13 protein-coding genes are annotated in these 10,912 nt (G+C 66.5%); 11 read left to right on the plus strand and 2 right to left on the minus strand.

Annotated features, from left to right (window positions below):
• Positions 1–1,223, minus strand: a 1,223-nt coding sequence (gene pyk / locus ACWIQA_RS04450; protein ID WP_448581861.1) for a pyruvate kinase, incomplete at its 3' end; no start/stop codon positions are given.
• Between the two features lie 112 nt (positions 1,224–1,335).
• On the opposite strand from pyk, the gene ACWIQA_RS04455 reads away from it, so the two are divergent.
• The 3 genes from ACWIQA_RS04455 (at position 1,336) to ACWIQA_RS04465 (ending at position 3,286) form a co-directional block, all read left to right on the plus strand.
• Positions 1,336–1,734 carry a DUF1244 domain-containing protein gene (locus tag ACWIQA_RS04455; RefSeq protein ID WP_448581862.1) on the plus strand — a complete coding sequence of 133 codons (399 nt, stop codon included), beginning with the start codon at positions 1,336–1,338 and terminating at the stop codon, positions 1,732–1,734.
• 50 nt (positions 1,735–1,784) lie between these two features.
• Positions 1,785–2,207, plus strand: coding sequence for a hypothetical protein (locus ACWIQA_RS04460; protein ID WP_448581863.1), 423 nt, complete (start codon positions 1,785–1,787; stop codon positions 2,205–2,207).
• Positions 2,208–2,530: 323 nt separating this feature from the next.
• Positions 2,531–3,286: a cold-shock protein gene (locus ACWIQA_RS04465; protein ID WP_448581864.1), complete on the plus strand. Its 756-nt coding sequence runs from the start codon at positions 2,531–2,533 to the stop codon at positions 3,284–3,286.
• On the opposite strand, the gene ACWIQA_RS04470 is transcribed toward ACWIQA_RS04465, so the two are convergent.
• A complete protein-coding gene (locus tag ACWIQA_RS04470) occupies positions 3,267–4,241 on the minus strand; it encodes a cation diffusion facilitator family transporter (protein ID WP_448581865.1) in 975 nt (324 codons plus the stop codon). The two genes, ACWIQA_RS04465 and ACWIQA_RS04470, sit on opposite strands and share 20 nt — an antisense overlap.
• A gap of 160 nt (positions 4,242–4,401) precedes the next feature.
• On the opposite strand from ACWIQA_RS04470, the gene ACWIQA_RS04475 reads away from it, so the two are divergent.
• The 8 genes from ACWIQA_RS04475 to ACWIQA_RS04510 all read left to right on the plus strand — a co-directional run.
• The gene (locus tag ACWIQA_RS04475; protein WP_448581866.1) at positions 4,402–4,836 is read left to right on the plus strand and encodes an SUF system Fe-S cluster assembly regulator; all 435 of its coding nucleotides are present in this window, start codon (positions 4,402–4,404) and stop codon (positions 4,834–4,836) included.
• Positions 4,833–6,323: a Fe-S cluster assembly protein SufB gene (sufB, locus tag ACWIQA_RS04480; protein WP_448581867.1), complete on the plus strand. Its 1,491-nt coding sequence runs from the start codon at positions 4,833–4,835 to the stop codon at positions 6,321–6,323. The genes ACWIQA_RS04475 and sufB overlap by 4 nt, the downstream gene beginning before the upstream one ends.
• Positions 6,323–7,063, plus strand: a complete 741-nt coding sequence (gene sufC, locus ACWIQA_RS04485; RefSeq protein ID WP_448581868.1) for a Fe-S cluster assembly ATPase SufC — start codon at positions 6,323–6,325, stop codon at positions 7,061–7,063. Before sufB ends, sufC begins: the two co-directional genes overlap by 1 nt.
• Positions 7,053–8,156 (plus strand): SufD family Fe-S cluster assembly protein, encoded by a 1,104-nt coding sequence (locus tag ACWIQA_RS04490; protein WP_448581869.1) that lies wholly within the window; start codon positions 7,053–7,055, stop codon positions 8,154–8,156. Before sufC ends, ACWIQA_RS04490 begins: the two co-directional genes overlap by 11 nt.
• Positions 8,153–9,397 carry an aminotransferase class V-fold PLP-dependent enzyme gene (locus ACWIQA_RS04495; RefSeq protein WP_448581870.1) on the plus strand — a complete coding sequence of 415 codons (1,245 nt, stop codon included), beginning with the start codon at positions 8,153–8,155 and terminating at the stop codon, positions 9,395–9,397. The genes ACWIQA_RS04490 and ACWIQA_RS04495 overlap by 4 nt, the downstream gene beginning before the upstream one ends.
• On the plus strand, positions 9,394–9,822 hold the full coding sequence (locus tag ACWIQA_RS04500) for an SUF system Fe-S cluster assembly protein (protein ID WP_448581871.1): 429 nt from the start codon (positions 9,394–9,396) through the stop codon (positions 9,820–9,822). The genes ACWIQA_RS04495 and ACWIQA_RS04500 overlap by 4 nt, the downstream gene beginning before the upstream one ends.
• Positions 9,822–10,175 (plus strand): HesB/IscA family protein, encoded by a 354-nt coding sequence (locus ACWIQA_RS04505; protein ID WP_448581872.1) that lies wholly within the window; start codon positions 9,822–9,824, stop codon positions 10,173–10,175. Before ACWIQA_RS04500 ends, ACWIQA_RS04505 begins: the two co-directional genes overlap by 1 nt.
• A 55-nt stretch (positions 10,176–10,230) precedes the next feature.
• The coding region (locus ACWIQA_RS04510) for an FAD-binding domain-containing protein (protein ID WP_448581873.1) at positions 10,231–10,912 on the plus strand (682 nt) is incomplete at its 3' end.

Here is a 10,912-nt window from a genome sequence, read left to right on the forward strand (position 1 = left end):
GTCTCCCGGATCGGTGTCAGAACCAGAATGGGGGCCGGGATCCGCTCGCGCGCCACGCGCCTTGGCGTCGAGCCCGAGCGCGTGAAGCACACGAGCGCCTTCGCGTTCAGCACCTGCTGGATGGTCCGCGCTGCCGCCCCGATGGCATCCGCCGTGGTCGGCTCGGGCTCGGTCTCAGCAAAGCTCATCTGCTGGCGCCAGGCCGGGTCGCGCTCCACCTCGCGGGCGATTGAGTCCATCATTGCGACTGCCTCGACTGGATATTGCCCGGCTGCGCTCTCCGCCGAGAGCATGACGGCATCGACGCCATCATAGATGGCATTCGCCACATCGGAGACTTCGGCCCGAGTCGGCGCCGGCGCTGTCACCATGGACTCAAGCATCTGCGTTGCAACAACCACGGGCTTGCCGGCCCGACGTGCTGCTGCCACCAGCCGCTTCTGTGCCCCCGGCACCAGCGCAGGGGGGAGCTCGACGCCAAGGTCACCGCGCGCCACCATGATGGCATCTGCCAACTCGATGATCCCGTCAATGGCTGCAAGCGCCTGCGGCTTTTCGATTTTTGCCATCAGTGCAGCGCGCCCGCCGATGAGCTTGCGCGCCTCTGCCACATCCTCGGCCCGCTGCACGAACGAAAGTGCCACCCAGTCCACGCCGAGCTCGAGCACTTGCGCGAGATCCTCGCGGTCCTTCGGCGTAAGCGCTGCCATCGGCACCACGGTATCGGGCAGGTTCAGACCCTTGCGGTCAGAAAGTGTCCCTGCCGTTACCACCTCGGTGATGGCATGATCATCCCCAACCGCCAACACCTGCAACACCACCCGCCCGTCGTCCAGCAACAGGCGGTGGCCCGGACGCATCGCCTCCAGAATCTCGGGATGCGGCAGCTCCACCCGCTCGGGCGTACCCGGCGCCGGGTCGCGATCGAGCCGGAACCGCCTTCCGGCCAGGAGCTGCACGGGACCGTTTGCAAAGCGGCCAATCCGGATCTTCGGGCCCTGGAGATCTGCCAGAATCGTCATCGGTCGCCCGGTCTCGCCTTCGAGCCCGCGCACTGCCGCAATGAGACTGGCACGGGCATCGGCCGTGCCATGGCTCATGTTGATTCGAAACGCATCCGCTCCGGCCTCATAGAGCGCCAGGATCCGTTCCGGCGTCGCCGAGGCTGGGCCCAGCGTTGCCAACACCTTCACGTTCCTCGCCCGTGGCGGTCGGTGGTGCATCTCCCCCTGTCGGCCTCCGCGCCCAGTCTGGCACCGGCCATTGCGACAGCCGGCAAGCGCTCCATATCCCGGCAAGGCCTGCAATGCAGCCAGGAAAGCAAGGGAGCAGCCGATGACACGTCCGCCTGACACGGCACCGCCTGACACGGCACCGCCTGACAATGGGATGTCCGATACCGCACAGCCGGCCTTCGCGCTTGTGGATGCAAGAACGCGCGACCGGGTCGAGGCCGGCGCCTTCCGCCGCTTGCTCGCCCACCTGCGGCTGCGCGACGACATCGCCAACATCGACCTCATGGGCCACGCTGGCTTCTGCCGGAACTGCCTTTCCGACTGGCTTGCCGAAGCCGCAGCCGAAGCTGGAATCCGGCTCGACCGCGAGGCCGCCCGCCTCTACGTCTATGGCGAACCCTATGCCGCGTGGAAGGCCCGCCAGCGCGAGGCGACCCCCGAGCAGCTCGCCCGGATGGCCGCAACCGAAGCCGAAACCCGCCGCCGCAACCAGCGCTAAAGTCCCGCCTCGGCCCGCCGTTTCCTCTCGGGGTCGCGAGGGGAAGCGCCATGCGGATCGAACGCGAACTTCGGATCGAACGCGAACTGGTGGCCGAGGCACCGGCAGAACTGCTCCAGCTCGCGCCTGGTGCTGGTGCCCTTGACCACATAGCGCCCCGGGCCCGCCTGCTCCAGGAAGCCCGCCGCCGGTTGCGGCGGCGCGCCCTCCGTGATGCTGTCCTCCTCACCTTCGCTGTTGCGGCCACCACCCTCCTCTTCGCTGAGACGGCCGACCGGCTCCTTGCCGGGATCGCTGCCACTGGCAGCGCCCTCGTCATCTTCTTGGCCCGCCGTGACCAGGACCTGGTGCAGGCTGCCGAGGCCGCCCGCGCTGCTCGAGGCGACATGGAAGGCCTTGGAATTCCGCTTGCCGACTGGCACGCGGGGCGGCCGCTTCCGGCCTGGTCTGAGCGCCGCACTGCCAGAGACTGACGACAGGCCGCAGGCCTGGCTGCGCCGTGCTTGAGAATTTACTCGCCGACGGCTCGATTTTGCGGTAGAGAAGCGTGTGAAGCAAGGCGCGGATCGGTTTCTATTGGGCTCTCGCATGCCTGGATTGGCGATATTCCCCTTGCCCCCGGCGAGCCCGGGGGGTGCGTCTTGTCTTGCGCAAGCCGCAGGCGGTGCAGTTCGCGCCAGCCTGGCGGGTAGGCGAGCCGCGCGGTTGCACCCCGGCCTCGCCCCGCATGGTGCCCCAAATGGGGAAGGCATGGTGAAGGCGCGGTCGGCGATGGCCGCTCACGAGAAAGTGTGAAATGAGTTACGACGACAAGAGGCGCGGTGGTCGCGGACGTGGCGGAGACCGGCGCAAGGGCCATTGGGATGATTTCGGTGGCGGCTTCGGCCCGCCAGGCGGGTTCGGCGGTTTTGAGGAGCGCACAGGCTTCAGCAGCGGTGGGTTCAGCAGCGGCCGCATCAGCGGCGGCCGTTTTGGCGGCCCGCGCACCCCCCCCCAGATCATCGGCGAAGGCTCAGGAAGGGTCAAGTTCTTCAACCGCGAAAAGGGGTTCGGCTTTGTCGTGCGTGATGACGGCGGCGAAGACGTCTTTCTCCACATCTCCGCCCTTGAGCGGATCGGCCGCGACAATATCGCCGAAGGCCAGACCATCCGCTTCAACCTGGTCGAGCGCAATGGCCGGATCTCGGCCAGCGACATTGAACTGACTGGCGAGGAACTGGAAGTCCAGAACCGGGGCCCCCGCCCACCACGCCCAGCCTTTGGTGACCGGGCCGGCGGGTTTGATCGCGGTGGCTTCGGCGGCGGCCCGCGCGGGCCCCGGCCCGAGCCTGTGACGGACGGTGTCCGCTATGATGGCACGGTCAAATTCTTCAATGGCGCCAAAGGGTTCGGGTTCATCGCCCGGGATGATGGCGGAGCTGACGCCTTCGTCCACATCTCGGCTGTTGAGCGTGCCGGCCTCACCGGGCTCGAGCCCAACCAGCGGGTGAGCTTCGAGCTCGAGACCGACCACCGCGGCAAGCAGGCAGCCGTCAACCTCTCGATCGCCTAGGCGAGTCCGGGGCGTCGCACGGCAGCGCCCCGGCTCCGCAGGCTGGCCCGTCAAGATCGCTCCGCTCCACCTGCAAGGTGGCGTGATGAATTCCAAACTGTGCCCCCAGCCCAGCAATGGCTGCTGCGAGAAGGGCATCATCGCCTCCATCCGGCACGACGAGATGGGCCATTGCGGCCGTCTCGGTCGCACTTATTGGCCAGATGTGGAGATCATGCACAGCTGTCACGCCGGGAAGCGTGAGCAGCCAGCGCCGCACGGCCTCAACATCCACATGCGAAGGCGCTGCATCGAGGGCCATGTCGAGCGAGCGGCGGAACAGGGCGAGCGCCGACACGAGAATGACCGCGACGACCAGGATCGTCGCCGCCGGGTCCACCCACCAGGCGCCTGTCCACAGAATCAGCACCCCTGCCAGGACGACTGCAGCCGAGACACCAGCATCGGCGAGCAGATGGGTGACGGCCGCACGCCGGTTCAAGTCCGCTGCACCACCCTGGAGCAGCAGCGCCGAGACGATGTTGGCCACCATCGCAACTGCCGCGGCAATGACGACCGGCCCGCCTGGCGGTGCCGGCGCTGCGGCCAGAAGTTTTGACCCGGCCTCGACCAAGAGCAGCACAGACGCCGCAAGCAGCAGCACGGCATTGGCGAGCGCCGCCAAGACACCCGCCTTGCCCCAGCCAAAGGTGCGCTGCACTCCGCCTGGCCGTGACGCTGCGCGCGCGGCAAGGCCTGCCAGGAGGAGACCTGCAACATCGCCAGCATTGTGCCCGGCATCTGCCAGCAGCGCGGAGGAGCCGATGGCAAGGCCAACTGCCACCTGCATGATGACGATTGCGGCATTGAAGAGGATCGCCGCGCCATAGCGCGCTGCACCCACTGGCCCTGACTGATGGTGGGCATGTGGGGCATGGGGATGGACTGCGGACGCCATGCCCGCATGGTGGCGCATCGGCGGGCAGCGAACAATCATCTCGACGACTGGCATCTTGACGGCTGGCTGCGAACCTCTAATGTTGAGCGCCTAGGTCGGATTTTGAGCGCCCTGGTCGCCCGGGCCTTCAGTCTGGGCGGGCGGGAGATGAGCGGGCACAAGAGCGAGCGGCGGCACGATGCTGAGACTTTCCAATTTCGCTGATTATGGCGTCGTCATCATGACGGCTGCCGCACGCGCCGAGGGCGCCCTCGTCGCAGCGAGCCAAGTCTCGGGCCTGACTGCGATCCCGATCCCGACGGTTGCCAAGCTCATGAATCATCTCGCCCGCGCAGGCCTGCTCGTCTCCCACCGGGGTGTTGCGGGCGGCTTTGCCCTTGCGCGCCCGGCCTCCGAGATCAGCCTTGCCGACATTGTCGAGGCAATCGACGGGCCGATTGCACTCACCCACTGCTGCACCGACCAGCGCGAGACTTGCGAGCTCTTGAGCCATTGCGCCGTGCGCCTGCATTGGGAGCCAGTCAACCGCGCGGTCCGCGACGCCCTCACCAAGGTCAGCCTCGCAACGCTCGCTGGTGTTGGCGAGCGGGTCAGCGAAGGAGTGCCGGCATGACTGAAGGCGCCGTCCGCAATCCCGTCCGCAACCCCGAGGCGGCCGCTGCGGTCGAAGCGCTCTCCACGTACAAGTGGGGGTTTTCCTCCGACGTTGCGCAAGAGTTTGCACCCAAGGGCCTCAGCGAAGATACGGTCCGCTTCATCTCGGCCAAGAAGGGCGAGCCGGAATGGATGCTGGAGTGGCGCCTCAAGGCCTTCCGCATCTGGCAGACGATGGAGGAGCCGCAGTGGGCCAAACTCTCCATCCCGCCCATCGACTACCAGGATGCCTATTATTACGCAGCACCCAAGGCGAAGCCGAAGCTCGCAAGTCTCGACGAGCTCGACCCGGAAATCCGCCGCACCTATGAGAAGCTTGGTATCCCGCTCGAGGAGCAGAAGGTCCTCGCCGGCGTGGAAGGCGCGCGCAAGGTCGCGGTCGATGCGGTTTTCGACTCTGTCTCGGTTGCGACCACCTTCCGCGAGGAGCTGAAGCGCGCCGGGGTCATCTTCCTCTCCATCTCGGAGGCCATCCGCGAATATCCCGAGCTCGTCCGCCGCCATCTTGGCTCGGTCGTGCCCGTGCGCGACAATTATTTCGCCTGTCTCAACAGTGCGGTCTTCTCCGACGGCACCTTTGTCCTTGTGCCCAAAGGCGTGCGCTGCCCGATGGAGCTTTCCACCTATTTTCGCATCAACGCCGAGAACACCGGCCAGTTCGAACGCACGCTCATCATCGCCGAGGAGGGGTCTTATGTCTCCTATCTCGAGGGCTGCACTGCCCCCATGCGCGATGAGAACCAGCTTCATGCTGCTGTTGTCGAGCTCATCGCCGAAGCTGACGCCGAGATCAAATATTCAACTGTCCAGAACTGGTATCCTGGCAATGCCGAAGGCAAGGGCGGCATCTACAATTTCGTCACCAAGCGCGCGCTCTGTCGCGGTGCGCGCTCCAAGGTCAGCTGGACTCAGGTTGAGACGGGTTCTGCCATTACCTGGAAATACCCGTCTTGCGTACTTCAGGGCGAGGATTCGGTCGGCGAATTCTACTCGGTTGCCGTCACCAACAATTTCCAGCAGGCAGACACTGGCACCAAGATGATCCACCTCGGGCGGAACACCCGCTCGCGCATCATCTCCAAGGGCATCTCCGCCGGCCGCTCCAACAACAGCTACCGCGGCCTGGTGCGCATTGGCCCCTCGGCGGAAGGCGCGCGCAACTTCACCCAGTGCGACTCGCTCCTGATCGGCGAGCGCTGCGGCGCGCACACCATCCCCTACATCGAGGTGAAAAACCCCTCGGCCCAAGTGGAGCATGAGGCGACCACCTCCAAGATCTCGGAGGACCAGAAATTCTACGCGATGAGCCGCGGCCTCCCTGAAGAAGAGGCCGTCGCCCTCATCGTCAATGGCTTCTGCCGCGAGGTCCTGCAGACGCTCCCGATGGAATTCGCCGTTGAAGCCCAGAAGCTGTTGGGCATTTCGCTCGAAGGATCGGTTGGCTGATGCTTGAGATCACCCATCTCCACGTCCGCGTTGGTGAGCGCGAGATCCTGAAGGGCCTCTCCCTTGCCGTTCACGCTGGCGAGGTCCATGCCGTCATGGGCCCCAACGGTGCGGGCAAGTCGACTCTTGCCCATGTGCTCGCCGGCCGCGAGGGCTTCGAGGTGACCAAAGGCTCGGTCCTTTTCGACGGCACCGACCTCTTCGCGCTCGCGCCCCACGAACGCGCCGCCGCTGGCCTCTTCCTTGGCTTTCAATATCCGGTCGAAATCCCGGGTGTTTCCAACCTCCTGTTCCTGCGCACGGCATTGAACGCCCAGCGCAAGGAGCGCGGCGAGCCGGAAATCTCTGCTGCCCAGTTCATGACGCGCGTGCGTGCCGAAGCAGCTGCGCTGGGCCTCGACCTCGAGATGCTGAAGCGCGGTGTCAATGTCGGCTTCTCTGGCGGCGAGAAGAAGCGCAACGAGGCCTTCCAGCTCGCGATGCTCGAGCCCCGCCTGGCGATTTTGGACGAAAGCGACTCCGGCCTTGATATTGATGCGTTGAAGGTGGTTGCTGGCGGCATCAACCGCTTCCGTGGCCCCGACCGCGCTGTTCTCCTCATCACCCATTACCAGCGCCTGCTCGACCATGTCCGCCCGACCCATGTCCATGTCCTCATCGACGGGCGGATTGTCGAATCCGGCGGCCCCGAGCTGGCACTGCGGCTGGAGTCGGAAGGCTATGCGCGGCATGCGGCCTGAGCTTCCCACCCGCCGGAACGAGGCCTGGCGCTGGGCCGACCTGCGCCATGCCGAGGCTTTTGCCGGCACGCCGCCGCCTGCCAATGACAGGCTTCCTGACACTGAGGGCCTCTGGCTTCGTCTTGCAGGTGCGAAGTCGCTGTTCGTTGCCGGCCAGCCAGCCGATGCGCCAGCAGCCGCACCCGCGCCCGATCGCAGCCTGCCGCGCCACCCGCTTGCCGATCTTGCTGCGGCGAGCGCCAGCGCTGGCACCACGCTCGAAGTGGCCGAAGGCGCGGACGCCGGCACCGTCCAGCTGCTGCACATCGGCCGCGGCGGCGCTGCCCACGGTGTCACCCGAGTCGTCCTTGGGGCGAACGCCCGCCTGACGCTTGTCGAGAGCTTTGCCGATGAAGGCGCGGACCATTGGCTCAACCACCGCTTTGATGCCGAACTCGCAGCAGGCGCCGAGCTCGTCCGAGTCTCGCGCAGCCTTGCCGGCCATGGGCTCGTCTGCGACCGCGCTGCCATCCGCATGGGTGAGCGCAGCCATCTTGTCCATCTCTCGCTTGGCCTCTCTTCCGCCTCGCTGCGCGCCGAAGTCGAAGTTTTGCTCGAAGGCCCCGGCGCCAGGGCCGAGGTCGATGGCATCCTGCTTGGCGATGGCACAGCCGCACTCGATGCGCTGACCAGGCTGCATCACCGCGTGCCTGGCACATCCAGCCGGCAGCGCTGGCGGCTGGTTGCTGGCGGCACGGCCCAGGCCTCAATCGCAGGCGGCGTGGCTGTTGCTCGCCACGCCCAGAAGACCGATGCCGAACAGTCGCTAAAGGCGCTGCTGCTCAAGCGCTCTGCGGTCGTGCACTTGAAGCCGGAGCTTGAGATCTTCGCCGACGATGTCGCCTGCGCCCACGGCTGCACGGTGGGCGAACTCGACCGGGCCGCGCTCTTCTACCTTGCCACGCGCGGGCTGCCGCCGGCCGAGGCCGAAGCCTTGCTCACCCGCGCCTTCGTTGCCGATGCGCTCATGGCGCTTCCCGACGAACTGCTGCGCGACTTGCTCGACTGCGAGACACAGGCGTGGCTTGCCCGCCGCACCGAGGCAAGGCCATGACGGCGCTCCCGCTCGCTGCCGCACCGCTCGCCGCATCCGTGGCACCCGCGCCGCGCCTCCTTGACTTGCGCAGCGAGTTCCCCGGCGTGCCTGAAACCTGGGCCTATCTCGATGCGGCTGCCACCGCCCAGAAACCGCGCGCCGTCATCGAGGCCATCGCCCGCGCCTATGGCGAGGATTACGCGACCGTCCACCGCGGAGTCTATGCCCGCTCGGCGCGCATGACGGAGGCCTATGAAGACGCCCGCGCGTGCGTCGCCCGATTCATTGGCGCCGATGCGGGCGAACTGGTCTTCGTGCGCGGCGCAACGGAAGCGATCAACCTCGTCGCGCAAAGCTGGGGTGCAGCCAATATCGGCCCTGGCGACCGCATCCTCCTCTCCCGCCTCGAGCATCATTCCAACATTGTGCCCTGGCGGATGCTCGCAGACCGAGTTGGCGCTGTAATTGACGTCGCCCCGCTGACCGAAGACGGCCGGATCGACGAGGCCGCGCTTATCGCCTGCATCACGCCAGAAACGAAGCTCGTCAGCATCGCCCATGTCTCGAATGTGCTCGGCTCGGTCGCCGACGTTTCCCGCATCGCCGCTGCCGCCCATGCTGCCGGCGCGAAACTCCTGGTCGATGGCTGCCAGGCGGCACCCCGCATGGCGCTCGACATGGCCGCCCTCGATTGCGACTTCTATGTCTTCTCCGGCCACAAGCTCTACGGCCCCACCGGCATCGGCGTCCTCTTCGCCCGCGCTGACATCCTCGCTGCCATGCCTCCCTGGCAGGGCGGTGGCGCCATGATCGAGGAGGTCCACTTCGAGCATGTGAGCTACACGGCACCGCCGCTCCGCTTCGAGGCGGGCACCCCGCACATCGTCGGCGCCATTGGCCTTGCGGCTGCCATCTCCTGGGTCGAGCAAGTCGGGATCGCAGCAATCGAGGCCCATGAGGCCGCGCTCACCGCGCTTGCCCGGGCCGAACTCGAGAGCCTTGGCGTGCGCATCTTCGGCCCCAGCCACTCCGCCGGCATCCTCTCCTTTGCCGTGGGCGAGGTCCATCCCCACGATGTGGCAACCATCTTGGACGAAGGCGGAGTGGCCATCCGCGCCGGCCACCATTGCGCCCAGCCGCTGATGCGCCACCTTGGCGTGCCAGCAACTGCGCGCGCGAGCGTCTCGGCCCACACCACACCCGCAGACATTGCCCGCCTCGCCGAAGGCGTGAAGCGGGTCATGAGGATCTTCGGATGACCCACGACCAGCAGCCCGTCCGCCACTTCGAAGTCGAGCTGCCAGCAGAGTTGCCGGCAGCGCCCCGCCCACGCGACTTCCTCGAAGGCTTTCTCGGCCAGTCCCCCAACCCGCCGGCCACGGAAGACCCGGTGCGCGAAGCCGTGATTGCTGCCCTTCGTGACATTTTCGATCCCGAAATCCCGGTCAATATCTACGATCTCGGCCTGATCTACGCAGTCGAGGTGGCAGACGGCCATGTCACCATCACCATGACGCTCACCACCCCGCACTGCCCGGTCGCTGAGTCCATGCCCGCCGAAGTCGAACTGCGCGTGCTCGCCGTGCCTGGCGTTGCCACCTGCGATGTGAATCTCGTTTGGGATCCGCCGTGGAACCCGTCTTCCATGTCGGATGAGGCCCGACTCGAACTGGGGATGCTGTGATGGCCACCACTGCCCGCCCCCGGCCAGCGCCGCTTACACTGACGCCTGCAGCCGAAGCGCGGATTGCCTACCTGCTCGCAACCGCCCCCCAGCCGGTTGCTGGCCTGCGCCTTTCCACGCCGCGCCGCGGTTGCTCGGGGCTTTCCTATGCGCTCGACTATGCCACCGAGCCCAAGCCCGGCGACGAGGCCATTGCGACTCCTGCTGGCACCCTCTTCGTCGATGGCGCCTCGCTCCTCTATCTCATCGGCTCGACGATGGATTGGAGGGAGGATGATTTCTCTGCTGGCTTCACATTCCAGAACCCCAACGCCAAAGGAAGCTGCGGCTGCGGCGAGAGCTTCACGGTCTGACCCGCGTTGCCCTGCCGCGCTGGCAGCGGCGTGCCCGAGCCGCTAGCAATAGTGCGTGTTCGCTGCCACTCGCGCCGATGCGCTTGCCCGCCTTGCGGCCTTCCTGCCCCGCGCTGGCCGCGCCTATGCTGCATGCCGCAATCTCGATGAGGGGCCAGGCCTGCGCACCCATGTCTCGGAGCTTTCGCCCGCGATCCGCCGCCGCCTCCTGACGGAGGAGGAAGTGGCGAAGGCCGCCGTTGCCGCCCACGGCCTCGAGGCAGCCGAGAAGTTCGTCGCTGAAGTCTGCTGGCGGAGCTACTGGCGAGGGGTTCTTGAGATGCGGCCGGCGCTGTGGCAGCGTTACTTGGACGATCTTTGCCGCCTTGAAGGCGAACTCGCGCGCAACGCGCGCCTTGCGGCTCGCTTCGCGCAGGCTGTGCAGGGCAAGACCGGAATCGACTGTTTCGACTTCTGGATCCGAGAGCTTGACGCAACCGGCTATCTCCACAACCACGCCCGCATGAGCTTCGCGAGCATCTGGATCTTCACGCTCCGCCTCCCCTGGCAGCTCGGTGCGGCCCATTTCTTCCGCCACCTGCTGGATGCCTGCCCCGCCTCCAACACGCTTTCCTGGCGCTGGGTCGCAGGGCTGCAGACACCAGGCAAGACCTACCTTGCGCGCGCCGAGATCATCCGAAAGACCAGCCTCGGCCGGTTCCGGGTCGAGGCCCCGCTCGCCACCACCGCCCCACCAC

The organism is Thermaurantiacus sp., from assembly GCF_053487655.1.

Coding starts and splice junctions, on each gene's coding strand:
- ACWIQA_RS04455 (WP_448581862.1), top strand. CDS start 1,336: ATGACACGTCCGCCTGACACGGCACCGCCTGACACGGCACCGCCTGAC.
- ACWIQA_RS04460 (WP_448581863.1), top strand. CDS start 1,785: ATGCGGATCGAACGCGAACTTCGGATCGAACGCGAACTGGTGGCCGAG.
- ACWIQA_RS04465 (WP_448581864.1), top strand. CDS start 2,531: ATGAGTTACGACGACAAGAGGCGCGGTGGTCGCGGACGTGGCGGAGAC.
- ACWIQA_RS04470 (WP_448581865.1), bottom strand. CDS start 4,241: ATGCGCCACCATGCGGGCATGGCGTCCGCAGTCCATCCCCATGCCCCA.
- ACWIQA_RS04475 (WP_448581866.1), top strand. CDS start 4,402: ATGCTGAGACTTTCCAATTTCGCTGATTATGGCGTCGTCATCATGACG.
- sufB (WP_448581867.1), top strand. CDS start 4,833: ATGACTGAAGGCGCCGTCCGCAATCCCGTCCGCAACCCCGAGGCGGCC.
- sufC (WP_448581868.1), top strand. CDS start 6,323: ATGCTTGAGATCACCCATCTCCACGTCCGCGTTGGTGAGCGCGAGATC.
- ACWIQA_RS04490 (WP_448581869.1), top strand. CDS start 7,053: ATGCGGCCTGAGCTTCCCACCCGCCGGAACGAGGCCTGGCGCTGGGCC.
- ACWIQA_RS04495 (WP_448581870.1), top strand. CDS start 8,153: ATGACGGCGCTCCCGCTCGCTGCCGCACCGCTCGCCGCATCCGTGGCA.
- ACWIQA_RS04500 (WP_448581871.1), top strand. CDS start 9,394: ATGACCCACGACCAGCAGCCCGTCCGCCACTTCGAAGTCGAGCTGCCA.
- ACWIQA_RS04505 (WP_448581872.1), top strand. CDS start 9,822: ATGGCCACCACTGCCCGCCCCCGGCCAGCGCCGCTTACACTGACGCCT.